This window comes from Stenotrophomonas sp. Iso1 (assembly GCF_027497995.1).
Lineage (GTDB): Bacteria > Pseudomonadota > Gammaproteobacteria > Xanthomonadales > Xanthomonadaceae > Stenotrophomonas.
On sequence record NZ_JAODBT010000002.1, the window covers coordinates 236,002 to 262,406 of the forward strand.

Genomic DNA, 26,405 nt, shown 5'->3' on the forward strand with positions numbered 1-26,405 from the left:
TTTTTGCAGAGGTGTAAGGATGGAATTCAAGGATTACTACGCAACGCTGGGCGTGGAGCCCACCGCCGGCGATGCGGAGATCAAGACCGCTTACCGGCGGTTGGCACGCAAGTACCACCCGGATGTCAGTAAGGAAGCCGGCGCCGAAGACAAGTTCAAAGCCGTCAACGAGGCGTATGAAGCGCTGCGCGACCCGGCCAAACGCAAGGCGTATGACCAGCTGCGCGCGCAGGGTTATCGGCCAGGCGAAGAGTTCCAGGCACCGCCGGATTTCGGGGGAGGCCAGGGCTTTGATTTCGAGGAAGTGTTCGGCGGCGGGGGAGCCGGCGGCGGCTTCAGTGATTTCTTTGAAAGCCTGTTCGCCCGTCAGCGTGGCGGCGGCGGTGGTGGTGCGCGTGGTCGCAGCGGTTTCGGCGGAAGCGCAGGCCCGCAACCGATGCGCGACACACGCGCCAAGCTCTCGGTGCCGCTGGAGGCTGCTTACAACGGCGAGACGCTGCGCATTACCGTCGATGGCCGTCAGTTGGATGTACGCGTGCCCAAGGGCATTCGTCCGGGGCAGGTGATCCGTCTGACCGGGCAGGGCGGCGGCGGTGGCAACCTGATGCTGGAAGTGGAATACGCCGCGCACCCGCAGTTCGAGGTGGATGGTCGCAACATTCTGTACACGCTGCAGGTCACGCCGTGGCAGGCCGCGTTGGGTACCAGCATCAGCGTGCCTACGCTCGGCGGCCCGGTTGAACTGAAGGTGCCGGCCGATTCGGACAGTGGCCGCAAGCTGCGCCTGCGTGGCCGTGGCTTGCCGGGCAAGCCGGCCGACGGTGACCAGATTGTCGAGCTGGAAGTCGTCGCGCCGGTGCCGGAGAACGAGGCCCAGCACGCGGCCTACCGTGAGCTGGCAAAAGCGTTTGGCGACAGCGTTTGAGTGTGAGTTTTTCGCGGTGTGGGCGAAAGCGCGCGACGTGAATGTTCGGAAGCAACGGGCGTAGCACTTCCCGTTGCAGCGGAACTCTCCCTTCTCCCGTTTGCGGGAGAAGGGGCCCGAAAGGGCAGACGAGGGGTTTTTGGTTTCCTGATGGTTTTGAAGCGATCAGCGTCTGTTCCAGCAACGCCGCATCGGCTTCGCCATCCCCTCAACGCTGCCCGCGCCTCGGCCTTGCGCCAGCGCAATGGCGTTCCATGGCAGCGAGCCGGTGGTTCGCAAACGGCCCCTCTTGTCCCGCTTGCGGGGGAGGGGCTTCACGGCCCGCAGCCTTCAGGCTCACTTGCCCGTTGCGCGCAACGCCTGCTCCAGGGCCTTCGGGTCGCCGTCGTTGGGCTGCGCAGGGATCCCGATCAGGCGCGTCAACAACGGATACACATCCACGTTGTCGAACGCGGTCAGTTGCTTGCCCTGTGCGAACGCCGGGCCACGTGCGACGAACACCGCCTGCATTGACGGCAGTGCTGGATCGTACCCATGCGAACCACTGTTGCCGGGTGCACGCTTGGCGCGCATGGCGGGGGTTATCACATCCCAACCTTCATCCATCTGGCAGATGATCGCCGGCACGCGCGGGTTGTGGCCGTAATGCCAGCGCGTGGGAAGCTGCGCTTTGTTCCAGCACTCGTAATGCGCATGACGGCCGAGCAGGGCTTGTTCGGCCTCCGTCTGTTTGCCCGGTTGGGGGACGAAACCAATGGACTGGCCAATGGAAACCACACGCGCGATTTCCGGGGCGATCATGTCGGCGGGGGTGATTACCTGATCCTCCTTGACCGTGGCCATGCCGTGATCAGAGACGACGACGATGTTGGTGCTATCCAGCGTGCCATCGGCGGCCATGCCGTCGATCAGCAGGCCGATGGCAGCGTCCACCTGGCGTAGCGCGGCGGCGTACTCGGGCGAATTCGGGCCGTATTTGTGACCGGCCTTGTCGACGTGCTCCATGTACGCGGCGACGAAGCGCGGCTTGACCGAGTCCGGCGCGCCTTCAAGCCACGAGAGCACTTGTTGCATGCGGTCGGCCAGCGGCACGCTGTCGTCATAGGGGTGGCGCTGCTGCGCCTGCAGGCCGTGGATTGGCGCTTCGCTACCGGGCCAAGACCAGGTGGCGCTTTTGTAGCCGGCTTTCTCGACGCTGACCCAGAGCGGCTCGCCGCCTTCCCACCACGCGGGGTTGCGCACGGCATCGCGGTTTTCGACGCGGAAATCGCCCAGCTCACCGGCATTCATGCTGTTGTGAACCATGCCGTGGTGGTCCGGACGCAGCCCGGTTACCAGCGTGTAGTGGTTGGGAAAGGTCAACGATGGATAGGACGGGCGCATGCCCACGGAGCGCACACCTTCGCGCGCCAATCGCGACAGGGTGGGGCTGTTGCCGCTGTCGAGCATGTCCGCGCGCAGGCCGTCGATGGACAACAGCAGCACGGTTGGCGGCGTGGGTGGCGGCGCGTGCGGCGTGGGCGAGGATGCGCACGCAGCGAGCAGGGCACAGGTTAGTGCCGCAACAGGAAAACGAAAGGAAATCATCGCGCCATGATAAATCGGACGTGTGACGCTTTGGGGCCAATAGACAGGAATGTGGCGACAGGTGGCAGTGATTGGGGGAGAGATATGCGAGCAAACAAGGGCCGCTGAACCCCTCCTCAAACTTTCCGTTCGCCCAGGAAAGGCACAGGGGAGATCACCCGCTCACCGGATTTCGCAGGTGGCGTTTGGCTGCCGCTCTGTCGTCTGGCGAAGGGGAGGGGCCCCTCTTTTTGCGCGCCATTGGTTCGTCTTCACGCATACCCGCGCGAGCGGATCAGGAAAACAAATCCGCCACCGGCTCTTCGATGCCAATGCCTTCCAGCCGCAGCAGCGCGGCCTTGGTTGGTAGACCACCGCCGAAGCCGGTGAGTGCGCCGTTGTTGCCGATTACCCGGTGGCAGGGCAGCACGATGGGGAGCGGATTGCGGCCATTGGCGGCGCCGACAGCGCGGGTGGCGGTGGGTTTGCCAATGCGTTCGGCCAGTTGCCGGTAGCTCCAGGTGGCACCAAACGGAATCTGCGCCAGCATCTGCCAGACATCCAATTGAAAATCAGTGCCGGCCGGCGCGAGGATCAGGTCGAACTTGCGGCGCTTGCCTTGCAGGTACTCCAGCAATTGTCGACGCGGTTCGGCCACAGCATCTGCGTCGCGCTGCCACTGCTCGCGCCCTTTGGTGTCGTGGCGGTTCTCGGCGAACAGAATATGACGCACGCCGTTTTCATCGATGGCAACGGTGAGCGGACCGATAGGGGTATCGAAACGGTCGTAGTAGAGGGTCATGTCAGGACTCCTTGGTCGGTTCGGCAGACAAATGCCATAGGTGCAATACCGCGTAGGCACGCCACGGGCGCCAGGCCTGTGAGCGGGCTTCGGTGGCGCGTTCGCTCAGACGCTGGCCTTCGCCCAGCACCTGTTGCAGTACCAGGTCACCGGCGGGGAAGGCGTCGGGCATGCCCATCGCCCGCAGTGCCATGTAGTGCGCGGTCCAGGGGCCGATGCCGGGCAGGGCGGTGGCCTGTTGGACGAAATGCTCCAGCGTCTGCGCCCGGCTGAAATCCAGACGGCCTTCGGCGCAGGCACGCGCTACTGCACGCAATGTGGCGGCGCGGGTACGGGGCAGACCGATCGATTCCAGCGGTGCCTCCACCAGCGTGGCCGGTCCCGGGAATTGCCGGTCCAGGCCTTCCGGCATACCGGGCAGATGTTCGCCGAAACGGTCCACCAGCCGCCGTGCCAAGGTGGTGGCCGCCGCCACGCTGACCTGTTGACCGAGCACGGCGCGTGCGGCCACTTCAAAGCCGTCCCAACCGCCGGGAATGCGCAGGCCAGGGCGCTGGGCGATGCCGCGCGCCAGCAGTGGTTCGTGTTCGAGGCTGGCGTGCACGGTAGTCAGGTCGGCATCGAGGTCGAACACCCGGCGCACGCGCGCGACGATGGCGGGAATGGCGCGCGGATCGGTGGTGCCCAGCTGCAGGCGCAGTTCCGGGCGCTTGGGATCGGCAGTGACGCGGATCAGGCTGGCGCTTCCATTGGCCACGATCACGCGCTGGTAGCTGTTTTCATTGATGCATTCGATGCCCGGCAGCGAGCGCCTGCGTAGAAACGCCAGCATCGCGCTGAAATCCAGTGGCGGTCGGTAGGCCAAACGCAGCACCGGCTCGCCACCGTTTACCGCGCCACGCTGCCGGCGCAGCGCACTGGGTGGCATGCCGCAGCCCTCCAGAAAGGCACTATTGAAGCGACGCAGGCTATTGAACCCGGCCGCCAGGGCGACCTGGGTGACCGGCAAGGCGGTTTCGGTCAACAACTGCTTGGCCAACAGCAGGCGCCGGGTGGAATGCAGTTGCGCCGGGGTGGCGCCAAGACGGGCGACGAACAGGCGCTGCAGCTGGCGTGCGCTCAGGCCCATTGCCGTTGCCAGTGCCGCGGCCGATTGGTCCTGCAGGATGCCTTCGTTGAGCAGGGTCAGGGCGCGGTGCAGGGTGTGATCCTGCAGCAGGCTCGCATCGTCGGGCGATAGTTCGGGCCGGCAGCGCAGGCAGGGGCGATAGCCTGCGGCCGTGGCCGCAGCGGCACTCGGGTAGTAGCTGACATTGCGCGGGCGCGGCGGCGGTGCCGGGCATACCGGCCGGCAATAGATGCCGGTAGAGCGCACGGCGGTGAAAAACAGCCCGTCAAAACGCGCATCGCGGGCCAGTCGGGCCTGTTCGCATTGATCGTGGGTGGGCATGGACGGTGTGTGCATGTGGGCAGTCTAGGCCCGTTGCCAACGCGACACTGGTCAATTCCGGACATCAATGCTCATGACGATCTGTTGTTAAGCAGGGATTGCAGCGATAGCGGCCTCGGGCACTAGACTGTGTGCTTTCCGGCGCCCGTTGCGCCGCTGTAGGGACGCTCTTGCTCGCCATGTTGCCCAGATTCTGGTGGTCGTCGTTGTTGTGTGTCGGGCTGGTGGCCTGCAATGGTCAGGCGCCAACTGCCAAGCCGGCGGCTGATCCGTCCGTGGCATTGGCCGCCGATGGCGACCATATGGTCTCCATCAACGCGGCCGATGCGCCGCCGCCGGTCGCACCGGTGCTGCCGGCCAAGGGCCGTACATGGCCGGATGTTCCTCTGGAAAACGGCAAGGCCTGGGTCAGTTGCGATACCGATTACGCGGGCGAGGCCGGCGATGGCATCGCGCTGGAGGCATTGGATCGCGCATCGGTGGATGCGGCGCTGGCGCCATGCCAGGAGCGCGGGCTGGTACGCGTGCGTTATGCCGGCAAGATCAATCCGTCATTCACGGCGCTGGTATCGCGGTTGGCGGTAGTGGCCGATGCAATGAAGATCAGCCGACGCATTCTGGACCTGGATTCCAGTGGCGGGCAGGTGGAAGCGGCCATCGTTGCCGGTGACAACATCGGTGCCTCGGGTTGGACCATCTGGGTGCGCGAAGGCTCCATCTGTCACAGCGCCTGCGTGTTCGTGCTGGCCGCCGGCGACAACCGGCTGATCTCCGGCAAAGTGGGCATCCACCGCATGATGCGCATCAGTTCTACCGCCACCTCGCGTGCGGAGTTGAACAAAGAGCTGCACGAGGTCTACGACAACGTGAAGGACTACCTGCAGCGCAACGGCGTGGCGGTGGGTGTGGCCGATTTGATGATGACCGTACCCAACCGCAGCCTGCGCTTGCTGACCAATGATGAGCTCAAGCAGTTCGGATTGGATGGCACGAATGCCGTGCAGGATGATTTGGAGCGGATCAAGCAGATGCGCAAATGCGGTGATGATTTCGTACGTCGCAAGGATGCGTTCCTGGTCGCCTTCGACCGCGAATGCAAGGTGGAAGGTGTCGACCTGGAAGTGGTCAACAGCTGTGGCCAGACCTTGAAAGAGCGCTTCGGTTTCCCGGACGAGGGGTGTCCGGACGAAAGCCCGTTGTCGGAGATCGATACGGCTTTGCTGGTGCCCGAGCCGGTGGCTACGCCGTCAGCGGAAGAGACCGGCTCGGCAGCAGCTGCCGCACAGCTGGCTGTACCCCCGCAGCGGAACTGAATCCCGGTCTTTGTGTGAAGGAAGGGATTTCGTGATTGGATGGCGTTTCCGTTCAACCGACCGCGTCGTGGAGAGAGCTATGCGTTCCAGTTGTGTGCTGATGGTGTTGTCCCTTTGCTTGCCTGCCGGAGCGCTGATGGCGCAGGCATCGGCACCGGTTGCGCCAGCCCCGGCGGCGGCTTCCGCCCGTTCGGCTCCGGTTCTGAGTGCCGCGCAACAGGCGCAGTTGGTCCGGCAGGATGAAGAAATGCGGCTTGCTGCCCAGCGCGTGGCGCAATTGGTTGATGCCAGCCAGGCGGGGCAAGTCTGGGATGGCGCCTCAGCCGTGGCCCGCAAGGCGGTGACGCGCGATCAGTTCGCCAATACCGTCAGTGCCGATCGCAACCGGCTGGGTGCGCTGGTATCGCGTGGCAAACCCTCGATTACCCGGGTGCAGTACCCGGCCGGCGCGGCGGTACCCGAAGGCATCTACGTCAACGTCAGCTTCCCAACGCGGTTTGCCAACAATGCGCAGCCGGTACGCGAGCTTGTGTCATTCCGCCTGGACGAAGACAAGGTCTGGCGGGCGTCCGGCTACAGCGTCCGCGCCGCAAACAACTGACCGCAAGCAACACGGGTTCTGAAGCGGGCACCGGAAGGTGCCCGTTTCGTTGTTGTGGGTTGCCTGTCATCGCGCTGGCTGCACACATCGCACCTCAGCAGTGCCGCCCCCTGGGTAATCGCGGGAGTTCCCAGCGCAACCCCACGTCTACGTTGTGCTTATCCGGGCGACCGAAGCGCAGCAACCGGCGGTTGGCGGCTTTCACGGCTCATGGACTTCGTTCTGCGTCTCACCTGATCCAGATCAATGTTTCCTTACACCCGCCTGTTTAGGCTTGCAGCCCAGTGCCATGGCGGAGTCTGAAATGCGCAAGGTGGATGTACTGGTAGTGGGAGCCGGCCCGGCCGGATTGAGCCTGGTCCGCAGCCTGGCAGGCAGTGGCCTGTCGGTGGCCGTGGTCGAGCCGCAATCGGCCGCCGCATTGGCCGAACCGGCGTTCGATGGCCGCGAGATCGCGCTCACCCACGCCTCGCATCAGCTCATGCAGACCATGGGGCTATGGCAACACATCGATCCAGCCGAAATTTCCCCCTTGCGTAGCGCCTGTGTGATGAACGGCACCTCGCCGTTTGCGCTGGGCTTTGCTGCCGAGCGCGAGAACGTGGATCAGCTCGGCTGGCTGGTACCCAACCACCTTATTCGCCGTGCCGCATGGGAGTCGGTGCAGGGCCAGGCTGATCTGGACGTGTTGGACGGCGCGTCGGTCACCGCCATCGAGACCGGCAGCGCGGACAACACCGTTACCTTGTCCGACGGTCGCCGCCTGATGGCGCGACTGGTGGTGGCGGCCGACAGTCGTTTCTCCTTTACCCGGCGGATGATGGGTATCGGCGCGCAGATGCGTGATTTCGGCAAGTCGATGATGGTGTGCCGCCTGCAGTGCGAACGTCCGCATCGCAATGAGGCCTGGGAGTGGTTCGGCTATGGCCGCACCCTGGCCATGCTGCCGTTGCCGGGGAATCAGGCGTCGGCGGTGATCACCCTGCCGCCGCAGCAGATCCAGGGGCTGGTGGCGATGGATGAGGCTCAGTTCGGCCGGACCATCACGGGCTTCTTCGAGCGCCGCCTGGGCGAGATGCAGCCGGTTGGGACGCGCCATGTCTATCCGCTGGTGGGTGTGTATGCGCGGCGTTTCGTCGGCCACCGCTATGCGTTGGTGGGTGATGCCGCCGTGGGCATGCATCCGGTCACCGCGCATGGTTTCAACTTTGGTCTGCAGAGCCAGCAGCGGTTGGCGCAGTTGATCAACGAGGCCGCAGGGCAGGGCGGCGATATTGGTGCAGCGGCACTACTGGCGCGCTACGAGCGCAGCCACCGGTTGGCGACGCGCCCGTTGTACGAGGCCACCAATGCCATCGCCACGCTCTACAACGACGACCGCCTGCCGGCCCGGCTGCTGCGCGGGGCCGCGCTGCGGGCCGCACACGGGGTTGTGCCGTTCAGGAAGTTGATTGCCGGCCATTTGACCCAGCGGCAGGGAGGGGGCAACCGGGAGCCCGGAGTGGTTGAGGGCTGGGTACGGAGCCGTTTGCAGGGTTAAGGCGTGGACAGGCGCTGCGCGGACGATAGGGGGTAGTTCATACCCCCTCCCGCTTCCCGGCTGTCAAACCACGTGGATCTGCACTTCGCCCAATGCAACCAGTTGGCCGGCGCGGATTTTGCAGGCTTTGCGCAGTTCAACCTCACCATCGACGGTTACCTGGCCTTCGCCAATGATTATCTTGGCTTCGCCACCGCTCGAGACCAGGTCGGTCAGCTTGAGCAGCTGCTTCAGTTCCACGTATTCACGATCAAGCTCGAAATCAATGCGCTGCATGGGTCTTCACAGGGGGGAATGCGGGCGCTATTGTGCGCTAATGGTTCGCTCATCGGGGCGGCCCAGCAGCTGGGGCGTGGGCGCCAGCTGAACGAGTATTCGGCCCCCACGCGACAGCAAGGGGTTTCAGGGCGCACAATATGCGTCTTTTCGCCCGCCCGTTCGCGGCGGTGCCCCCGGAGTTCCCATGACCCAAGAAGCCCCCGCGCCGCTGCTGTTTGCAGATCTCGGCCTCTCAGAGCCTGTGATGAAAGCTGTAGCCGCTGTTGGCTACGAGTCGCCGTCGCCCATCCAGGCCGCCACCATTCCCGCCATGCTGCAAGGTCGCGACGTGCTCGGCCAGGCGCAGACCGGTACCGGCAAGACCGGTGCCTTCGCGCTGCCGGTGCTGTCCAACATCAACCTGTCGGCGACCAAGCCGCAGGTGCTGGTGCTGGCCCCGACCCGTGAGCTGGCCATTCAGGTGGCCGAAGCGTTCCAAACCTATTCCTCCGGCATGCCCAGCTTCCGTGTGCTGCCGGTTTACGGCGGCCAGCCCTATGGCCAGCAGCTGTCAGCCCTGCGCCGTGGCGTACACGTCGTGGTGGGCACCCCGGGCCGCGTGATTGATCACCTCAATCGCGGCACCCTGGATCTGTCCGAGCTGAAGACGCTGGTCCTGGACGAAGCCGACGAAATGCTGCGCATGGGCTTCATCGACGACGTCGAAGCCGTGCTCAAGAAGCTGCCGGAAAGCCGCCAGGTGGCCCTGTTCTCGGCCACCATGCCGCAGCAGATCCGTCGCATCGCCCAGACCTATCTGCGCGATCCGGTGGAAGTGACCATCCAGTCCAAGACCACCACCTCGGCCAACATCCGCCAGCGTTACTGGTGGGTGAGCGGCATGCACAAGCTCGATGCACTGACCCGCATCCTGGAAGTGGAGCCCTTCGACGCGATGATCGTCTTCGCGCGTACCAAGGCTGCTACCGAAGAGTTGGCTGGCAAGCTGCAGGCCCGTGGCCTGGCCGCTGCCGCCATCAACGGCGACATGCAGCAGGCCCAGCGCGAGCGCACCATCGCCCAGCTGAAGGAAGGCAAGCTCGACATCCTCGTCGCAACCGACGTGGCTGCACGCGGTCTGGACGTGGAGCGCATCAGCCATGTGCTGAACTACGACATTCCGTATGACACCGAAAGCTACGTGCACCGCATTGGCCGTACCGGCCGTGCCGGCCGCAGCGGTGATGCAATCCTGTTCGCCACCCCGCGCGAAAAGGGCATGCTGCGTCAGATCGAGCGCGCTACGCGTCAGCCGATCGAAGAAATGCAGCTGCCGAGCGTGGATGCGGTCAACGACACCCGCGTGACCAAGTTCATGGAGCGCATCAGCCAGACGTTGGCCAGTGGCGACACTGACTTCTATCGCGACCTGGTGCAGCGTTTCGAGAACGAAAACAACGTGCCGGCGGTCGAAGTCGCCGCTGCGCTGGCCAAGCTGTTGCAGGGCGATGCCCCGTTCCTGCTGAGCACCCAGGTGCGTTCGAGCGCACCGTCGCACCATGACCGCCCGGAGCGTCAGCAGCGTGGTGACCGTGACGGTGGTTTCTCGCGTGGTCGCGATGACCGCGGCGATCGCGGCGAACGTCCTGCACGCTTCGAGCCGCGTTTTGAGCGTGGCCCGCGTCCCGATGCCGGTGGCGAGCGCGCACCGCGCCCGCCGCGTGCCGAGGGTGAGTTCAACGAGCGTCCGCGTCGCGAAATGGCACCGCGCAGCGCGCCGGAGTCGGGCATGGAGACCTACCGCATTGAAGTGGGCCATACCCATGGCGTGAAGCCGGCCAACATCGTCGGCGCCATCGCCAACGAGGCGGGCCTGGAAAGCCGCTTCATCGGCCGCATCGATATCCACGACGGTCACTCCGTGCTGGACCTGCCGGCGGATATGCCCAGCGACGTCCTGCAGCACCTGAAGAAGGTGTGGGTGTCCGGCCAGCAGTTGCAGATGCGCCGGCTTGAAGAGGGCGAAGACGCGGGTTCCGCACCGCCGTCCAAGCCGCGCTTCGACAAGAAGCCGGGTGGCCGTCCGGGTGCGCCGGCAGCGCATCCGCGTCGTGACGGCTTCAAGCCGCGCGGCCCGCGCAACTTCTAAGGGTTACGACAACCTGGCTGCCCAAGACAACCCTGCATGTGCAGGGTTGTCTTTTTTTGTCCCTCGCAACACGCCGGACGACCACCCGGATGAAGAGGAGGGAGCCTGCTCGTTAGGCTTTGTCGGGGACGCCACTGCGGAGCTTGGCCCCGGTGCTGTTGTTGGTGGGTGGCGGATGAACGGCAGGAAAGGCATCTGCAGACATCATGAACGTCAGGGTATTTCCACATATCGCCATCACCTTGTTGTTGCGATAATCCGCACGATTGCGTCGGGGGACGCAGAAGGGAAGTCATGGCGGAAGGCGGGGGGGCAAAAGGACGGTGTGCTGATCGCGCTTGGGCGCTGAAGCTGCTGACACTGCTTTGGGTGCTGCTGTGGCCGATAGCCGGTATGGCGCAGGCGTTGCAGGTTGATCGTGATTTTCTGCTGTTGGGCGAGGCGACCGACCAACAGGCGCCGGTGCGTGCCTGTACCCCCGAAATCCTGGCGCGCCTGACCCACGTCATCGAAGTGCCGCCGCCGGTGGCTGGCTGGTCCGGTGCACCGCAGGCCTTGGATGTGTTCAATGTGTTTGCCGGTGAGGTGATGATTTCCCACGGCGAACGGCAGGTGTGCGGCCACATGCAGGATGCACGCACCCGCGATTCGCGGTTCCGTGCCGGCATCGGCATGGTGATGGTGCCCAGCGCCGGCAATACCGATCCGATCCTGGTGGCTTGGGAGCCGCCGCTCAAGGCGCGCTGGATTCCCACGGTGCGCCTGGGCGCGCCCAGCCCGGTACAGCAGAGTGATACCGCTCGCCTGCTGGTTCGCACGGCCTGCATCGCCATTGCGCTTGCGCTGGCGCTGTCAGCATTGATGGGCTACTTCACCACTCGTGGCCGGGATTTCCTGACCTACACGCTGGTGTGCGCATTGCTGGTGGTCTGGCAGTCGATTCTCAGCGGGCTGAGTGGGTATCCCGAGCCGTGGTTGCCGGTGGGCCGGGCTGCGCCGATGTGGATGGTGGCCATTTCCGCGCTGAGTTACGGGGTGATGATCTGGATGCTGTGGCGCCTGTGCGGCGGCCGCAGAGTGGTGCGCAACTCGCGACGCTGGATGCTCTGGATGGCGGTCGTGCTGGGCGTGGTTGCGCTGCTGACACCGTTCATGTCCTGGCACATGCTGGCGATGACGGCCGTTGCATTGGACGGCGTATTCGCACTGGCCTGCATGATCGCGTTGGGGGTGGGCTTCGTGTCGTTGCGACGTGGGCACTATCACGTCGTGGATGGCATGGTCGCCGTGGTACCGCTGCTGCTGTTGATGCTGGCCGACGTATCGGGGAACCAGTTGCTGGTCGAATACCGGGTTGAGGCCGCGCAGCTGTCAGTGACCTGGTTCTTGATGATGTCGGCCTATTCGCTCAATCGCAGTCTTGGCCACATGCGCCAGCAGCGCGATGAAATGCGCCAACTGGCCGATACCGACATGTTGACTGGCCTGCCCAATCGTCGCGCCGGCCTGCGCCAACTGGAGCAGTACCTGCTGGAAACGCGGTTGAACGGGCAGCCATTGTCGATTGGTTTCCTGGATATCGATCTGTTCAAGCAGATCAACGACCGCTACGGCCACGATGTGGGCGACCAGGTGTTGGTGTCGGTGGCACGCACGCTGGAATCGGGCGTGCGCAATCGCAGCGATGTGATCCGCATGGGCGGTGAGGAATTCCTGATCCTGCTGCCCGGCAACAGTGCCGATGTCGCCCTGCCAAGGCTGGAGCAGCTGCGTGAGCGGGTGAGCCAGCAGGTCGGCGGGCTGGACCACGATGGCCTCACCGTCACTTCCAGTATTGGTCTGGCCGAACTGGGCCCGGATGACAACGACGTGGCCGCGCTGCTGCGCCGTGCCGACAATGCCATGTACCGGGCAAAGCGCAGTGGGCGCAACCGCGTGGTGGATGCGCGCGACACGCCACTGGCCGACTGAACACGCCGCGCGCTGTTCGGGCCGGTGGCGATGGCGGATAATCCGCCGATGACAATTCGACTCAACAAGCACATTGCCGAAACCGGCTTCTGTTCCCGCCGCGAGGCCGATCGGCTGATCGGCGAACGCCGCGTCACCGTCAACGGCATTGCCGCCGGCACCGGCGCGGTGGTGGGTGAGGGGGATGAAGTTCGTGTGGACGGCCAGCCGCTGCGCGCGCGCGCGGTCCAGAAGAGCACCGGCCGCAAGCACGTCTACATCGTTCTGAACAAGCCGGTGGGCGTCACCTGCACCACCGAAAGCGCGGTTAAAGGCAACATCGTCGATTTCGTCGGCCATGAGCAGCGCATCTTCCCGATCGGCCGCCTGGACAAGGAATCCGAAGGGCTGATCCTGATGACCAGCAATGGTGACATCGTCAATCAGATCCTGCGCGCCGAAAATGGCCACCAGAAGGAATACCTGGTAGCCGTGAACAAGCCGGTGACCGATGAATTCCTGCGTGGCATGGCCCGTGGCGTGCGCATCCACAACCAGATGACCTTGCCGTGCCGCACCTCGCGCATCGCCAAGTTCGGTTTCCGCATCATTCTGGAGCAGGGCTTGAACCGGCAGATCCGCATGATGGCGAGCGAGTTCGGTTTCCGCGTCACCCAGCTGCGCCGTGTGCGCATCGACAACGTCAAGATCGGCGCCCTCAAGCCCGGCCAGTGGCGCAACCTCTCCGAGCAAGAGCTGCGCGGCCTGCTGCCGCAACAGCGCGAGTGGTGAAGTGTGACCGCCTCACCGCGCCTTGCGCGCGGTGCGGCTAGACTCTCCCGCGTTCAGAAGGTGCCCTTTGCCAGAGCCGGGAGCTGCGCATGATCAAACCCTCGATGCCGGCCAATGAAGCCGAGCGGTTGGCTGCTCTGCAGCGCTATCGCATCCTCGATACCGACCGCGAGCAGGGGTTTGACGACCTGGTGACCATTGCCCGCGCCCTGTGTGGCACGCGGATGGGTGCGGTAACGCTGATTGATCGTGACCGCCAATGGTTCAAGGCGTTGCAGGGCCTGGAGGGCGTGCAGACGCCACGTGATGAAGCATTCTGCGCCCACACCATCCTGCAGCCGTTGCAGCTGACGGTGGTGGAGGACACGCTCCAGGACACGCGCTTTGCCGGTAATCCTTCGGTGTTGGGGGAACCCCACATTCGTTTCTATGCAGGTGCGCCGCTGCTGAGCAGCGATGGCTATGCATTGGGCTCGCTGTGCGTGTTCGACTCAACCCCCGGCGTGCTGGGCGGGCAACAGGCTGAAGCACTGCAGGCCTTGTCGCGACAGGTCGGCAAACTGCTGGAAATGCGTGTGCTGCGGCAGCAGATCGAGCACCACCGGGCTGAGCACGATTGGTACGAGGCGCACTTGGCCCAGTACTACCAGCAGCTTGAGCAGCTGAACACGGAACTGTCCGAACAGACCCGCACCGACCCACTGACCGGGTTGCCGAACCGGCGCGCGCTGGCAGCGGCATTGTCTGAAGCGATCGAGCGCGGCACGGCGGTCACCCCAGCAGTTGCCATCGTCGATATCGACCACTTCAAGATGGTCAACGACATCCACGGGCATGACGAGGGTGACCGTGTGCTCACCGAGTTGGCCAGTGCCTTGCGCTCCCAGTTCGCTGGGCGTGGCATGGCCGCACGCTATGGCGGCGAGGAGTTCGTGATCCTGATGCCGGAAACCCCGATGCAGCAGGCCGAGCTGCAATGCCAGTACCTGCGCGAATCGGTGAGCATGCTGCCGGTCGGTCTGCCGATCACCGTGAGCATTGGTCTGGCCACGCACCGTCCGGGTGAGACACCGCAGGACACCCTGCGTCGCGCCGATGCGGCGCTCTATCAAGCCAAACACCAGGGCCGCGACCGGGTGATCGTGGCCGACTGACCCTCGGCGTGAGGGTGTCTCGGTCGCTGCGATCAGGCTCTGCCACGCTGCGGAGATTCCCCGCGTGTTGAGAGACTCCGATGCTGCAGACCCTGGCGGTTGCCAACTATCGCTCGTTGCATGCGTTGGTCGTGCCGATGACCCGCTTGAATCTGGTCACCGGAGACAACGGCAGCGGCAAATCCAATCTTTATCGCGCGTTGCGCCTGTTGGCACAGACCGCAGGCAATGGCGTGGCCAATGCCTTGGCCGGCGAGGGCGGGTTGGAGTCGGCATTGTGGGCCGGTCCGGAGCAGATCAGCCGACGTATGGTCACCGGCGAGGTGCCGGTGCAGGGCACTGCACGCACCACGCCGGTATCGCTGCGGCTGGGCTTTGCCGCCGAGGATTTCGGTTACGCGATTGATTTGGGTTTGCCGGTGCCCAGTAGGTCGATGTTCGACCGTGATCCGCAGATCAAATGCGAAAGCCTCTGGGCGGGACCATTTCTGCGGGCCAGCAATGTGCTGGTCGAACGCCGTGGCAGCGTGGTGCGGCGGCGCGTTGGGCGGGGTTGGGAAGTGGTTGAAGAACACTTGTCATCGTTCGACAGTGTGTTCGGCCAGTTGTCCGACTCGCAGCGCATGCCCGAAGTGCTGGCGCTACGCGAGTACATCCGGCGCTGGCGGTTTCATGATCACTTCCGTTCGGACGGTGCCGCGCCCGCCCGGCAACCCTGCATGGCCATTCGCACTCCGGTACTTAGCGACGACGGCCACGACCTCGCCGCCGCTTGGCAGACCATCCTCGAGATCGGCGATGACGTCGGGCTGCGGAGTTCACTGGACGATGCGTTTCCCGGCGCGCAGGTAATGATCGAAGGCTGGGACGGGCGGTTGTCGTTGAAGTTCCAGCAGCCGGGTTTGTTGCGCCCGCTGGCGGCCAGCGAGCTCTCCGATGGCACGCTGCGCTACCTGCTGTTGATCGCAGCCCTGTACACGCCACGCCCGCCGCCGCTGATGGTGCTCAACGAGCCGGAAACCAGCCTGCATCCGGACCTGTTGCCGGCATTGGCGCGCCTGATCATCAAGGCTTCCGAACGCAGCCAGTTGTGGGTGGTGTCGCATGCGTCGCGGCTGATCGCCGCGTTGCAGGAGGACCCCGCCTGCAACGCGATCCGCCTGCACAAAGAGTTCAGCCAGACCCGCGTGTGGGGCGTGGGCAATCTTGAAGCGCCTGCCTGGTATTGGCCGCAACGCTGATCAGTCGACCGGGGTGTTGCCGCGGTGGGCGACCACGGCTGCCGGTCGACGGCGGTTGAGCAATGGGTGCAGGAACACGCCACCAAGAATGATGGCCACGCCCAGATAGAACTGCGGCGTCAGCTCATGTTGCTCGCTCAGGAACAGCGCGGCCAGCACGATGGCGTAGACCGGCTCCAGGTTGGTCACCAACTGCACGGTGTAGGCGCTGAGGTGACGCAGGGCGACCAGCGCCAGGGCGAACGGCAGCAACGTGCACAGGCCGGACAGCACCAGCAGCAAGGCACCATCATGCAGGTTGGGCAGCACCCACAGGTCGCTTGCCAGGGCAGGCAGCAAAAACGGCAATGCCGGTGCCAGCAGCGTCAGGGTGAGCGTGCCGGCACCCAATTCCAGCGCGGTGACGGTCAATGGATCGGCATGGCTGACCAGACGTTTGTTGAGCGAGCCGAACAGCGCAACCAGCAAGGCGGACGCTGCGCCCACCGCCACGCCCAGGCGCATGCCATCGGGTACGCCGCCGACCACCAAGGCCACGCCCGGCAGCACCACGATGGCCAAAGCCAGCTCCTTCATCTGGAATGGACGGCGCGCGATCCACGGCTCGATGACCGAGGTGAATACCGGTGCCAACGCAATGCACGTGGCAGCGACCGAAGCGTTTGCCAGCTTCACCGAGCCGTAGAACGTGAGCCAGTGCAGCGCCACCAGCGCGCCGACGCCGGCATAGCCCAGCGCCAGCCGTGGCGTGAGCGCTGAAAGCCCGCGCCAGACGCGCGGCAACAACGCCAGCATCACCACCACCAGCAGCATGCGCCACCACACCAGCGGCAAGGCGGGCAGGGTGATGAGTTTGCCGAGGATGGCGGTTATGCCCCACAGCAGGACACAGAAATGAATTTGCAGGAGCGCTTTGCGCGTATCAGGGTTCGACATGCGGGAATTGTCGCCGAAGTGCCTGTTTATCGCCGCGCAAATCGCTTCAGGTTTGCTCCCAAAGACGCCGCAGTTCCCCCGCTGCAGCGGGGTTGCGGTGCTTGGCGGCGCTGATGAAGTAAATGAATACTTCGCGTGGTGTTTCAGCGGCCGCAATTGGGGCGACATGCGGCAGATCCTGCGGATCCTGCCCGTTACGCCACGCGTGTGCGCGTTGATTCCATTGCGCCAGTTCGGGCAGCGGATAGCCGGTGTGGTATTCGTCGCGGCTGCGCATCAGCCGTGCGTAGACGAAGTCGCTGCACAGGTCGGCAGCATTGGGATGGTCCGGCGAATCGGTGTAGACCAGGGCCACGTTGTGCTGGCGTGCGAGTGCGACGGTCTGGGCGTCGAGGAAGGCCGGGTCACGGATTTCCAGCGCATGCCGTTGGCGACGGCCGTTTACCCGCGCAGGCAGCAGCGCCAGGAACGCGGCGACATCGTCGCGGTCCAGGGTACGTCCGGCCTCGAACTGCCACACCAGTGGCCCGAGTCGGTCGCCCAGATGGCTGATGCCGTCGATGAAGTCGTCGATCTGCGCGCCAGTGCCGGCGAGCCTGCGCGCAGTGACGATGCGCTTGGGCGCCTTGGCCGAGAACACAAAGCCCTCCGGCGTTGCATCGCGCCAGCCGGCGTACACCGCTGGCTTCTGTGCGCCGTAGTAGGTGCCGTTGATCTCGATGCTGGTCAACTGGCGGCTGGCGAATTCAAGCTCGCGGCGTTGCACCAAGCCGGTGGGATAAAACATGCCGCCGCGCCACGGCGCGTAGACCCAGCCGCCGATGCCGACGTGGATGCCGGGCATGGTGGGGACGGGGGCGAACAGATCGTTCAAGGCAGGGCCTGCAGGTGTAGGAGCGGCCTTGGCCGCGATGTCGGCAATGTACCTGTGTCGAGCTTCGCTGGGAGCAGCGGTCGTTGCGAAAATCGCGGTCGTACCGCACGCACTTTGCTGGCGCAGCGGATTGAATAGCGCCCGCGCATGTGGCGCGCATCGGGGCTCAGGTTGCCCAGACTGAAATTTCGGCCATGACGCGGCCCGTCGCATTGACGGCCGCGCCGCTTACGCCGTTTCTGCTGAAGCCGGCTCTTTCCACGGGTCGTAGGTGCCAAACCACCACAGGTGCCCTTCGACATCTCGGCAGGCATAGCCACGGCCGCCATAGTGCTGGTCGGCGATGTCCATGATGATCTCCGCGCCGGCAGCCTTGGCCTGTGCGTAATGGGCATCGGCATCGCTGACGATCACGCAGGCGCTCTGTGTTTCCTGCCCACCCACTTCGTCAGGTTGGATCATGTTGTTGCCCCATTCGCCGGGCGTCACTGAGCTGAGCATCACCATGCCGCTGCCGAACACCAGCTGTGCATGCTGGACGACATCGCCTTGCTGGTACACCGCGTGCCGCTGAAAGCCGAACGCCTTGCACAGCCAGTCAATGGCGGCCGGGGCGTCGCGATAGCGCAGGCAGGGAATGATGGTGGCGGTCGTGCGTGCGGCGAGGTCCATGGTGGTGCTCCGGCAAGTGCGCAGGAGGCGAGGGTGTACGTGGCCGCGTTACCATCGCGAGAAGGCTGGCCCGGGCATGGGCGGGCATCGATCCAATGGGAGAGTGCATTGAACAAATGGTTTGGGGGCGGGCTGGTGCTCGCGATGGGCGTAGTGGCACCAATGGCCAATGCGCAGGAGGCTGCAGTGCCTACGGAATTGCAGCAGTTGGATGCCACGGTTGAACGGGTACGTCAGCAGTTCGATGTACCGGGCGTGGCAATTGCTGTGGTCAAGGACGGCAAAGTGGTGCTGGAGCGCGGCTGGGGCATTCGTGAATTGGGCAAGCCCGAACCGGTGCAAGCCGATACGCTGTTTGCCATCGCTTCCAACACCAAGGCGTTCACTGCCACATCGCTGAATCTGCTGGCCGAAGACGGCAAGCTGAAGATGGATGACCGGGTGATCGACCACCTGCCGTCGTTCCGCATGTCCGACCCGTATGTCACCGGTGATATGCGTATACGCGACCTACTATCACACCGTAGCGGCCTCAGCCTGGGTGCTGGCGACCTGCTGTTCTGGCCGACCACCACCTACAGCAATGCCGATGTCGTGGCGCGTTTGGCGCAGGTGCCGCTGAAGAATGGGTTCCGCGACCGCTACGCCTACGACAACATTCTCTATGCAGTGGCCCAGCAGGTGATCGAGAAGGTGTCCGGGCAGTCGTTTGCCGACTTCCTGCAGCAACGCATTTTCGACAAGGTCGGCATGGCCGATACGCGCTACAACGCCGATCATTTGAAGCCCGGTGACAAGGCTGCCATTGGCCACGCCAAGTTCGACTTCACCGATCTGCGCCCGGTGCCGCCACTGACCTGGTCCAACAATGCCGGTGCCGGTGGCATTTATTCCAGCGTGCATGACCTGGCCAAATGGATGAACGTGCAGCTGGCCGAGGGCAAGCTCGCCGATGGCACGCCGCTGTTCACCGAAAAAACCCAGCAGCAGATGTGGCAGATGCAGATTCCGCAGGTGGTGCCCAAGCCGTCGGTGCCGGAACTGGAAGCGGCGCGCCCGAACTTCGCCGGTTATGCCGAAGGTTGGAGCCTGAGCGATTACCGTGGGCAGAAGCTGGTTTGGCACACCGGCGGCTGGCCGGGCCAGGTGTCGCGCCTGACGCTGGTGCCGGGGCAGAACCTGGGTGTGGTGGTGCTGACCAATCAGGAATCCGGCGCTGCGTTCAACGCCATCACCATGAGCGTGCTCGACGCCATGCTCGGTGCGCAGGGCAATGATTGGGTAGCCGCCTATGCGGCCAGCGTTGCCAAGGCGCAGGGTAATGCTGACGAAGGCTGGGCCAAGCATGAGGCCGCGCGTAATGCCAAGTCCAAACCGTCGCTGCCGCTGTCCGGCTATGCCGGCGCGTACCGTGATGCGTGGTACGGCGATGTGTTCGTGGAGCAGAAGGGCAACGCGCTGCGTCTGCGTTTCGGCGCCACGGCAGATCTGGTCGGCACTCTGGAGCACTGGCAGCACGACACCTTCATCGTGCGCTGGGATAACCGCTCGCTCAATGCCGACGCCTTCGTCAACTTCAGCCTGGACCCGGATGGCAAGGTGCGCGACGTGCGGATGCAGGCGGTGTCGTCGCTGACCGATTTCAGCTTCGACTTCCAAGACCTGCTGTTGAAGCCCAGGGCAGAGTGATTTGTCCTTGGTGACGTCGCCCGGGTAAGCACAGCGCACCAGGAATGATCGCCAGCAGAACAGCACAACCCGGCGTAGACAGACACAACACAGGCCGCGATGGGACAATCGCGGCCTGTTCTGTTTTTTTCAGGCCGTGACGATGTTGCGTTGGTTTGAATCGTTGATTCCCGTGTTCCCGCCGCTCGATCCACGCCAGCCACCGCGCGGTGTGGTGCGGTTTTACCTGCATTACCTCACGCCGGTATGGCCGGTGCTGCTGGCCACACTGGTCGCTGGCCTGTTGCTGGCGTTGGTGGAAGTGGCAATGTTCGACTTCCTGGGCCGCATCGTCGATATGCTGTCTGCCAATCCCGGCCGCGATTTCTTCCAGCGCAATGCCCGTGAATTGCTGTGGATGGCCGGTATCACGTTGTTGGCGCGGCCGGTGTTGGTGGCGTTGCACAACCTGCTGGTCAACCAGGCCATCGTGCCCGGCCTGAGCAACCGCTCGCGCTGGCAGATGCACAACTATGTGGTGCGGCAGAGCCTGACCTTTTTCCACAACGATTTTGCCGGCAGCATCGCCAACCGGGTGATGCAGACCGGCACGTCGCTGCGTGAATCGGCTGTGCAGATGGTGGATTCACTCTGGTACATCGTGGTCTACACCGGCACCGCGCTCTACCTGTTCGCGCAGGTGGACTGGCGCCTGATGCTGCCGCTGGCGGTGTGGATGGTGGCCTACGTGGGAATTGGTGTGTACTTCGTGCCGCGTATGAAAGAACGTGCATGGATTGCCTCGGAAGCACGTTCCAAGGCGATGGGGCGCATCGTGGACGGCTATACCAACATCGCCACGCTCAAACTCTTCGCACACAGCGGCCATGAGCAGCGCTATGTTGCCGATTCCATCCAGGAGCTGGCCGAGAAGCATCGCGGCCAAACCCGCATCACCACCGGGCTGGAAATGGTGATTGCCGTGCTCAACGGCTTCCTGATCGTGGGGACATGTGGGCTGGCCGTGTGGCTGTGGAATGACAGTTTGATCAGCGTGGGTGCCATCACGCTGGCCACCGGCCTGGTGATCCGCATCCACAACATGTCTGGCTGGATCATGTGGACGGTGAACGGCATCTTCGAGGACATCGGCACCGTGCAGGACGGCATGGAGACCATTGCCCAGCCGCTGACCGTGCAGGACAGCACCGACGCCGCACCGTTGAAAGTGACGGCCGGCGCCGTGGATTTCCAGAACGTGCACTTCCACTACGGCAAGCGCGGCGGCGTGATGGCGGGTCTGAACCTGGCGGTGAAGCCGGGCGAGAAGATTGGTTTGGTCGGGCCGTCGGGTGCCGGTAAATCCACCTTGGTGAATGTGCTACTGCGGCTGTACGACCTGGAAAGCGGGCAGATTCTGATCGATGGTCAGGACATTGCCCGCGTCACCCAGGAAAGCCTGCGGGCACAGATTGGCGTGGTGACGCAGGACACCTCGCTGCTGCACCGCTCCATCCGCGACAACCTGCTGTACGGGCGCCCGGAGGCGACGGAGGAGCAGCTACGGGCTGCGGTGGCCAAAGCCCGTGCGGATGGCTTCATTGACGCGCTGGTGGACGGGCAGGGCAGGCAAGGCTACGACGCGCATGTCGGCGAACGTGGCGTAAAACTCTCCGGCGGCCAGCGTCAGCGCATCGCCATCGCCCGCGTGTTGCTCAAAGACGCGCCCATCCTGATTTTGGACGAGGCGACTTCCGCGCTGGATTCAGAAGTGGAGGCCGCCATCCAGGACAGCCTGGATGAGCTGATGGGCAACAAGACGGTGATCGCGATTGCGCATCGCCTGTCCACCATCGCGCGCATGGACCGGCTGGTGGTGATGGACCAGGGCAGGATCGTTGAAACCGGCACGCACGCCGAGTTGATCGCCGCCGGTGGACTGTATGCACGTCTTTGGGCGCGGCAGACCGGCGGGTTTGTGGCGGTCGAGAGCTGAGGCAGTCGGATTGAGACGGGGCCGATGCGGAAGTACCGCATCGGCCTGCTCTGGTGCCAGTACGTTTTGGGCCCGGACAACCATCACCCAATGGCAACGCTGGCGGACGCCGTTCAACGGCGTCCTGTTCTACCGAAAGACTCAGTAGCTGCCCATGTAATCGCGCTTGCCGATATCAACACCGTTGTTGCGCAGGATGGCGTAGACGGTGGTCACGTGGAAAAAGAACTGCGGCAAGCCGTACTGCAGCAGGTAAACGTTGCCCTGCAGCTTCTTTTCTTTCGGTGTGCCCGCGCGCAGCACGATCTCGCGTGATTCGCTGCCGTCGAACTGCTCCGGTGCGAAGGCACTCACATGTGCCAGCGCCTTGGCGATGAGTTCCTGCAGTTCGGCGAAGCTGGCGTCGGCATTGTCCGGCCACGACGGCACGTCGGTATTGGTCAGGCGTGAGCTGATGCCCTTGGCGAAATCAGCTGCGATCTGCACCTGACGCACCAGCGGGAACATATCCGGGAACAGGCGCAACCCGAGCAGCACTGTCGGGTCGATCTTCTTGTCGGTGGCATGTGCTTCGGCTTTGTTCAGCACGTCGGACAAGGCCGAGAGCATCTGCTTGAGAACGGGAACCGAGGCGCTGTACATGGAAAGGGACATGATGGAATTCCGTAGAAGGGGTGACCGGCGTGGCAGCTGCCACGCATATGCTGAAACCCCGATAGCATAGGCCGTCTACCGGCGATGCGTCGCGGGTAGGGTTCATATGCGGCATTCCGCCACGGCGACAGTGCACGCGGTACCCATGCTGGCAACGGTCAAGGCTGCGCACAGTGCGTTTCCGCCTGGCGCAGCGGAGAGCGGTTTCAGCGCACGGCTTTCTTGACCAGCGCCGTGACCTTCTTCTCAACGTCCGCCGTCAGCGTGATCAGTGCGAATACGGTTGGCCACATCTGCCCATCATCCAGCATGGCGGTGTCGTTGAAGCCCAGCGTGGAGTAACGCGAGCCGAACTTGCTCGCGCCCTGGAAAAACACCACCACCTTGCCGTCCGCATTTGCGTACGCAGGCATGCCGTACCAGGTCTTGGGCGAAAGTGCGGGAGCCGTGGCGGTGATGATCTCGTGCAGGCGGCGGGCCATCTTGCCTTCAGCGGCCGGCATCTGCCCGATCTTGTCCATGATATCGGCTTCGCCTTCCACCTTCAGCTTGCCGGCCTTGGCTTCGGCTTTCAGTTCTTTGGCACGCTCTTTCATGGCAGCGCGTTCTTCGGCGGTGAACCCATCAGACTTGGACATGGCGGCTCCGGTGCGTGTTGTGAAGGACGGGGTGCGGCTTTTATACCGCTAGGCTGCGTTGGGTAATGTTGAATGCGTCACGCCAAGAGAATGCGATTACAGCAACCGCGTACCCAGCGGCACGTCGTGTTCAGGCACGCACAAGGTGACGTGGCCTTCAGTGTTGTGGAAGCCGGTGACCAAGCATTCGGACATGATTGGGCCGATCTGCTTGGGCGGGAAATTCACCACCGCTACCACCAGCCGGCCCAGTAATTGTTCCGGCGTATAAAGCGCGGTGATCTGTGCGCTGGATTTGCGCGTGCCGATCTCCGGGCCAAAATCCACCTGCAGGATATAGGCCGGCTTCCGGGCTTCGGTAAAGGGCTCGGCAGCGGTAATACGGCCGACGCGTAGTTCTACTTTGGTGAAGTCATTCCAATCGATGGTTTGCATGAAGGATCGGTCGCTTGAAGGTGTCGTTGAGTACGGCTGCCGCATCGTGCGGGCCGGGTTTGATGGTTTGGCCGCTGGAGTGCGGTGTTAATCGTCGTAGGGAAGGTCGTCTGGATCGACGCCAACGAAGTCAGGCGCGGGAAGCTCCGGCAGTCGATAGACCTGAATGCGGTCAAGGCCCAGCACCAAGGCTTTGACGGCGCGATGCATGCCGTCCATCAGCCGACCTTGTGGACACAGAATGATCGGGTAGGCCAGATCGGCAGCATTCACCAACTGTATATGCATCGCAATGGAGCGCCCGCTGGGTGTGTCGCCTTCGTTGTCGTACCAATACGGTTCGTCCAGTTCGGCGATGGCACTCACGGGAATCTGCTCGATGGGGAGGTTGGTTGCCAAGTCGATCAGGCGATGAACATCCCAAGCGAGCAGCCCGTCTGCGGATTGTCTGAAGTGATATTGCTTTCGCATTGTTTTGCCGTGCAAGCGGGGGAGTATGAAATTGTTTGCTGCGCGCATCAGTGCACGCCAAATTCGAGATAGCTGGTGCCGTACCAGTGGATCTGCATTGGCTCGCCGGCGTCGGCAATGCTTTCATCGGCCGGCTCTTTGCCACTGCCAAGATTGAGTTGCAGGTCTGCTTGTTTGACCACGCCCAGCGACACTACCAAGCGGCTTCCCGCAACGAGCTTCCGGCCAAGCAGCCGGGTGTCTTTCACTTCCAATTGTTGCGGAACGTTGGGATTCAGCAACTGCCGGTGGCGACGGTCGGCATTGTAGCTGGCCCGCTGTAGCCACCAGCCGAGATCGAGATATTCGCCTTGGGCGTTGAGCTCATAGATGCCGATGGCGATATCCGCATCATGCTTGTTGATGCTGAAATCCAACACGCCCTGAAATGCGCCCGCCAGCTCCGTGTCCTGCGTCATGGGTGCACTGGTAAACACCAAGCCTGCGCGCGGGTCCAATTGCATGTGCACCGAATCTTCCGGCAGGGGTTTTGCGGCATCGCTGCGGTCGGTGAAGTCGATGCGTTGCGTCACCACCGCGTGTGGTTGGGACTGCGCTGCCAACTGGGGCGGACCATCGTCAGTTCCCGCTACGAGGTGCAGCTTCAGCGCCTGTGTAGGCATGGCATCCAGCGTATGTGCATGGCGCCAGGTGTTGGCACCCATCACCTGCCAGTTGACACGGTCGGCGAGCAGGGCGGGTTTCGGCGCGCCTTTGAATACATGGTCAAACCATGCCAGCCGCAGTGCTTGCAGATCAATGCGGGCCACAGCATCGGGCGTGTAACCCTGCACCGTTGGTGGTACGCCGGTCTGCATCGAGAGGTGCTGGTAAGGGCCGATGAGCAACGTGTGGTCGGCATCCGGGTGGTGCTTCAGATGCTCGCGGAAGTAGTGCAGCACGCCAATCTGCGCGCCGTCGAAGTAACCGGTGGTCGCCAGCACCGGGATGTCGATATCCGCGAACGCTTCGTTCTGTGGAATTAGCCGTTGCCAGTAGTCGTCATAGGCCGGATGACGCAGCCATTCGGAGAACAATGGGTTGGGGCTGCCATCGATGGCCGGTAACTCGCGATAGGCGCGGCCGCTACTGTAGAGGTTGCGGTCAAGCCCCGCCCAGCGCGCAGTGTCGCCATAGGTTGCGTCGTTCAACGTGCGGTTGCTGGCGGTGTAGGCCGGCCACGCATATATGAAATTGAGGAAGACGCCGCCTTCCATTGGTACGTCGATGCCGGGTGCGACGGTTGCCGAGGTGGCAATGGCTTTCAGTGCCTTGGGCCGCTGCTTCAGCGCTGCCCATTGGGTGAAACCGCTGTAGCTTCCGCCGTACATGCCCACCCGGCCGTCGCTCCATGACTGCTGGGCGACCCAGTCGATAACGGCGGCCGCATCGGCGCCATCATGTGTGTAGGGGGCAATGGCATCCGTGCTGCGGCCCTTGCCGCGGCTGTAGGCCACTACGCCAACGTAGCCATAGGCGGCCATCTTCTTTGCATCGGCCCACGCCCAGTCGTCGTTGGCGTAAATGGTGAAAGTAAGCAAGGTGGGCAACGGCGTCGCGACACGTGGGCGCACGGTGAGGACGGCGAGGTTGGCGTTGTCTGGCGTGCGCACCAGCGCTGAGCGGTCGATGGCATAGCGGCGCGCATCGTCCTGCGCCAACGCATCGGCGAACAACGGCTGGAACGCGCGGTAGGCAGCATGCACCTGCCACGCACGGATGACGTCGATAGCCTCGGCCTGCGTCAACCGTTGTTTGCCCGCAATATTTGCCAAGGCTTTGTCGAGGTCGTCGCGCATACGGGGCAGGTAACCACCAAATGCGAACTCGGCCTGCTGCGCTGTGCGGTCGTCCAGTGCTGCAAAGCGCTCGGCGAAGGTGGTACGCCATGTGTGTGCGAACGTCGTATGGGTTGACGCCTCGCGGATTTTTGCCAATGCGTAGGTTTCATATTGGAAGAACACTGGCGGCTGCGTGGCATCGTCTGCACGCAGGGCGCGGAGGGCGTGGATGCTCTGGACCGCCTGCGCATAGTCACCAGTGGCCATCTGTAGCCGGAACAGCGTGCCGAAGTGGCGTTGCTTGTCTTCGTCATGGAAGTCGGCCATGACCTGGCGCGCCAGTGTTGGCACGACACGGTCGACATTGTTGGCCTGCAGCGGCGCGTGCAATGGAATATCCGTCGCGCGCGCCATGAATGGCACACACAGGAGCAACAGGAGCAATGCCAGGCAATATCGCATTGGTAGTCGGTCGCGGTTGTTTTGTTTGAATGCCATGC

The 26,405-nt window shown here is 63.6% G+C and carries 23 protein-coding genes; 11 read left to right on the forward strand and 12 right to left on the reverse strand.

Annotation, left to right across the window (positions count from 1 at the left end; translation table 11 throughout):
- Positions 1-19: 19 nt before the first annotated feature.
- Positions 20-925, forward strand: a complete 906-nt coding sequence (locus tag PAN08_RS10020; protein ID WP_269791376.1) for a DnaJ C-terminal domain-containing protein — start codon at positions 20-22, stop codon at positions 923-925.
- A 336-nt stretch (positions 926-1,261) separates the two neighbouring features.
- Here the strand turns inward: PAN08_RS10020 and PAN08_RS10025 are convergent, their stop codons facing one another.
- The 3 genes from PAN08_RS10025 to PAN08_RS10035 all read right to left on the reverse strand — a co-directional run bounded on the left by PAN08_RS10025 (position 1,262) and on the right by PAN08_RS10035 (position 4,758).
- Positions 1,262-2,512: an ectonucleotide pyrophosphatase/phosphodiesterase gene (locus tag PAN08_RS10025; protein WP_269791377.1), complete on the reverse strand. Its 1,251-nt coding sequence runs from the start codon at positions 2,510-2,512 to the stop codon at positions 1,262-1,264.
- A 274-nt stretch (positions 2,513-2,786) separates the two neighbouring features.
- A complete protein-coding gene (locus PAN08_RS10030; protein WP_269791378.1) occupies positions 2,787-3,293 on the reverse strand; it encodes a methylated-DNA--[protein]-cysteine S-methyltransferase in 507 nt (168 codons plus the stop codon).
- Position 3,294: 1 nt separating this feature from the next.
- Positions 3,295-4,758 (reverse strand): DNA-3-methyladenine glycosylase 2, encoded by a 1,464-nt coding sequence (locus PAN08_RS10035; protein ID WP_269791379.1) that lies wholly within the window; start codon positions 4,756-4,758, stop codon positions 3,295-3,297.
- 164 nt (positions 4,759-4,922) lie between these two features.
- Between PAN08_RS10035 and PAN08_RS10040 the strand changes: the two genes are divergently transcribed.
- The 3 genes from PAN08_RS10040 to ubiM all read left to right on the forward strand — a co-directional run bounded on the left by PAN08_RS10040 (position 4,923) and on the right by ubiM (position 8,197).
- On the forward strand, positions 4,923-6,056 hold the full coding sequence (locus tag PAN08_RS10040) for a hypothetical protein (protein ID WP_269791380.1): 1,134 nt from the start codon (positions 4,923-4,925) through the stop codon (positions 6,054-6,056).
- A 79-nt stretch (positions 6,057-6,135) separates the two neighbouring features.
- Complete coding sequence (locus tag PAN08_RS10045; protein WP_269791381.1) at positions 6,136-6,657, forward strand: DUF4019 domain-containing protein; 522 nt, start codon at positions 6,136-6,138, stop codon at positions 6,655-6,657.
- A gap of 304 nt (positions 6,658-6,961) precedes the next feature.
- Positions 6,962-8,197: a 5-demethoxyubiquinol-8 5-hydroxylase UbiM gene (gene ubiM / locus PAN08_RS10050; RefSeq protein ID WP_269791894.1), complete on the forward strand. Its 1,236-nt coding sequence runs from the start codon at positions 6,962-6,964 to the stop codon at positions 8,195-8,197.
- Positions 8,198-8,260: 63 nt separating this feature from the next.
- Here the strand turns inward: ubiM and PAN08_RS10055 are convergent, their stop codons facing one another.
- Positions 8,261-8,473, reverse strand: coding sequence for an RNA-binding S4 domain-containing protein (locus tag PAN08_RS10055; RefSeq protein ID WP_269791382.1), 213 nt, complete (start codon positions 8,471-8,473; stop codon positions 8,261-8,263).
- Between the two features lie 187 nt (positions 8,474-8,660).
- Here PAN08_RS10055 and PAN08_RS10060 point away from each other — a divergent pair, with 187 nt between their 5' ends.
- The 5 genes from PAN08_RS10060 to PAN08_RS10080 all read left to right on the forward strand — a co-directional run bounded on the left by PAN08_RS10060 (position 8,661) and on the right by PAN08_RS10080 (position 15,741).
- The gene (locus PAN08_RS10060; protein WP_269791383.1) at positions 8,661-10,604 is read left to right on the forward strand and encodes a DEAD/DEAH box helicase; all 1,944 of its coding nucleotides are present in this window, start codon (positions 8,661-8,663) and stop codon (positions 10,602-10,604) included.
- A gap of 294 nt (positions 10,605-10,898) precedes the next feature.
- Positions 10,899-12,575: a diguanylate cyclase gene (locus tag PAN08_RS10065; RefSeq protein WP_269791384.1), complete on the forward strand. Its 1,677-nt coding sequence runs from the start codon at positions 10,899-10,901 to the stop codon at positions 12,573-12,575.
- 48 nt (positions 12,576-12,623) lie between these two features.
- Entirely contained in the window at positions 12,624-13,346 is a 723-nt protein-coding gene (locus tag PAN08_RS10070; RefSeq protein WP_057635091.1) for a pseudouridine synthase, read from the forward strand.
- An 89-nt stretch (positions 13,347-13,435) separates the two neighbouring features.
- On the forward strand, positions 13,436-14,500 hold the full coding sequence (locus tag PAN08_RS10075) for a sensor domain-containing diguanylate cyclase (RefSeq protein ID WP_269791385.1): 1,065 nt from the start codon (positions 13,436-13,438) through the stop codon (positions 14,498-14,500).
- An 80-nt stretch (positions 14,501-14,580) separates the two neighbouring features.
- Positions 14,581-15,741, forward strand: a complete 1,161-nt coding sequence (locus PAN08_RS10080) for an AAA family ATPase (protein ID WP_269791386.1) — start codon at positions 14,581-14,583, stop codon at positions 15,739-15,741.
- Here PAN08_RS10080 and PAN08_RS10085 read toward each other — a convergent pair whose 3' ends face one another.
- From PAN08_RS10085 to PAN08_RS10095, 3 genes are all read right to left on the reverse strand, one after another.
- Positions 15,742-16,677, reverse strand: a complete 936-nt coding sequence (locus tag PAN08_RS10085) for a DMT family transporter (RefSeq protein WP_269791387.1) — start codon at positions 16,675-16,677, stop codon at positions 15,742-15,744.
- A gap of 46 nt (positions 16,678-16,723) precedes the next feature.
- Positions 16,724-17,551 (reverse strand): DUF72 domain-containing protein, encoded by an 828-nt coding sequence (locus PAN08_RS10090; protein ID WP_269791388.1) that lies wholly within the window; start codon positions 17,549-17,551, stop codon positions 16,724-16,726.
- Positions 17,552-17,779: 228 nt separating this feature from the next.
- Entirely contained in the window at positions 17,780-18,223 is a 444-nt protein-coding gene (locus PAN08_RS10095) for a VOC family protein (RefSeq protein ID WP_269791389.1), read from the reverse strand.
- Between the two features lie 144 nt (positions 18,224-18,367).
- Between PAN08_RS10095 and PAN08_RS10100 the strand changes: the two genes are divergently transcribed.
- On the forward strand, positions 18,368-19,912 hold the full coding sequence (locus tag PAN08_RS10100) for a serine hydrolase (RefSeq protein ID WP_269791895.1): 1,545 nt from the start codon (positions 18,368-18,370) through the stop codon (positions 19,910-19,912).
- Positions 19,913-20,054: 142 nt separating this feature from the next.
- Entirely contained in the window at positions 20,055-21,887 is a 1,833-nt protein-coding gene (locus PAN08_RS10105; protein ID WP_269791390.1) for an ABC transporter ATP-binding protein, read from the forward strand.
- A gap of 141 nt (positions 21,888-22,028) precedes the next feature.
- On the opposite strand, the gene PAN08_RS10110 is transcribed toward PAN08_RS10105, so the two are convergent.
- From PAN08_RS10110 to PAN08_RS10130, 5 genes are all read right to left on the reverse strand, one after another.
- Positions 22,029-22,541: a DUF1993 domain-containing protein gene (locus PAN08_RS10110; protein WP_269791391.1), complete on the reverse strand. Its 513-nt coding sequence runs from the start codon at positions 22,539-22,541 to the stop codon at positions 22,029-22,031.
- 206 nt (positions 22,542-22,747) lie between these two features.
- Complete coding sequence (locus PAN08_RS10115) at positions 22,748-23,179, reverse strand: DUF1801 domain-containing protein (RefSeq protein ID WP_269791392.1); 432 nt, start codon at positions 23,177-23,179, stop codon at positions 22,748-22,750.
- A 96-nt stretch (positions 23,180-23,275) separates the two neighbouring features.
- Complete coding sequence (locus tag PAN08_RS10120; RefSeq protein WP_269791393.1) at positions 23,276-23,614, reverse strand: tRNA-binding protein; 339 nt, start codon at positions 23,612-23,614, stop codon at positions 23,276-23,278.
- 87 nt (positions 23,615-23,701) lie between these two features.
- The gene (locus PAN08_RS10125; RefSeq protein ID WP_269791394.1) at positions 23,702-24,013 is read right to left on the reverse strand and encodes a hypothetical protein; all 312 of its coding nucleotides are present in this window, start codon (positions 24,011-24,013) and stop codon (positions 23,702-23,704) included.
- 119 nt (positions 24,014-24,132) lie between these two features.
- Positions 24,133-26,319 (reverse strand): CocE/NonD family hydrolase, encoded by a 2,187-nt coding sequence (locus PAN08_RS10130; protein ID WP_269791395.1) that lies wholly within the window; start codon positions 26,317-26,319, stop codon positions 24,133-24,135.
- Positions 26,320-26,405: the final 86 nt, after the last annotated feature.

Excerpts from the sequence above, each read along its gene's own strand:
- PAN08_RS10020 (WP_269791376.1), top strand. The coding sequence starts at position 20 with ATGGAATTCAAGGATTACTACGCAACGCTGGGCGTGGAGCCCACCGCC.
- PAN08_RS10025 (WP_269791377.1), bottom strand. The coding sequence starts at position 2,512 with ATGATTTCCTTTCGTTTTCCTGTTGCGGCACTAACCTGTGCCCTGCTC.
- PAN08_RS10030 (WP_269791378.1), bottom strand. The coding sequence starts at position 3,293 with ATGACCCTCTACTACGACCGTTTCGATACCCCTATCGGTCCGCTCACC.
- PAN08_RS10035 (WP_269791379.1), bottom strand. The coding sequence starts at position 4,758 with ATGCACACACCGTCCATGCCCACCCACGATCAATGCGAACAGGCCCGA.
- PAN08_RS10040 (WP_269791380.1), top strand. The coding sequence starts at position 4,923 with ATGTTGCCCAGATTCTGGTGGTCGTCGTTGTTGTGTGTCGGGCTGGTG.
- PAN08_RS10045 (WP_269791381.1), top strand. The coding sequence starts at position 6,136 with ATGCGTTCCAGTTGTGTGCTGATGGTGTTGTCCCTTTGCTTGCCTGCC.
- ubiM (WP_269791894.1), top strand. The coding sequence starts at position 6,962 with ATGCGCAAGGTGGATGTACTGGTAGTGGGAGCCGGCCCGGCCGGATTG.
- PAN08_RS10055 (WP_269791382.1), bottom strand. The coding sequence starts at position 8,473 with ATGCAGCGCATTGATTTCGAGCTTGATCGTGAATACGTGGAACTGAAG.
- PAN08_RS10060 (WP_269791383.1), top strand. The coding sequence starts at position 8,661 with ATGACCCAAGAAGCCCCCGCGCCGCTGCTGTTTGCAGATCTCGGCCTC.
- PAN08_RS10065 (WP_269791384.1), top strand. The coding sequence starts at position 10,899 with ATGGCGGAAGGCGGGGGGGCAAAAGGACGGTGTGCTGATCGCGCTTGG.
- PAN08_RS10070 (WP_057635091.1), top strand. The coding sequence starts at position 12,624 with ATGACAATTCGACTCAACAAGCACATTGCCGAAACCGGCTTCTGTTCC.
- PAN08_RS10075 (WP_269791385.1), top strand. The coding sequence starts at position 13,436 with ATGATCAAACCCTCGATGCCGGCCAATGAAGCCGAGCGGTTGGCTGCT.
- PAN08_RS10080 (WP_269791386.1), top strand. The coding sequence starts at position 14,581 with ATGCTGCAGACCCTGGCGGTTGCCAACTATCGCTCGTTGCATGCGTTG.
- PAN08_RS10085 (WP_269791387.1), bottom strand. The coding sequence starts at position 16,677 with ATGTCGAACCCTGATACGCGCAAAGCGCTCCTGCAAATTCATTTCTGT.
- PAN08_RS10095 (WP_269791389.1), bottom strand. The coding sequence starts at position 18,223 with ATGGACCTCGCCGCACGCACGACCGCCACCATCATTCCCTGCCTGCGC.
- PAN08_RS10100 (WP_269791895.1), top strand. The coding sequence starts at position 18,368 with ATGGGCGTAGTGGCACCAATGGCCAATGCGCAGGAGGCTGCAGTGCCT.
- PAN08_RS10105 (WP_269791390.1), top strand. The coding sequence starts at position 20,055 with ATGTTGCGTTGGTTTGAATCGTTGATTCCCGTGTTCCCGCCGCTCGAT.
- PAN08_RS10110 (WP_269791391.1), bottom strand. The coding sequence starts at position 22,541 with ATGTCCCTTTCCATGTACAGCGCCTCGGTTCCCGTTCTCAAGCAGATG.
- PAN08_RS10115 (WP_269791392.1), bottom strand. The coding sequence starts at position 23,179 with ATGTCCAAGTCTGATGGGTTCACCGCCGAAGAACGCGCTGCCATGAAA.
- PAN08_RS10120 (WP_269791393.1), bottom strand. The coding sequence starts at position 23,614 with ATGCAAACCATCGATTGGAATGACTTCACCAAAGTAGAACTACGCGTC.
- PAN08_RS10130 (WP_269791395.1), bottom strand. The coding sequence starts at position 26,319 with ATGGCGCGCGCGACGGATATTCCATTGCACGCGCCGCTGCAGGCCAAC.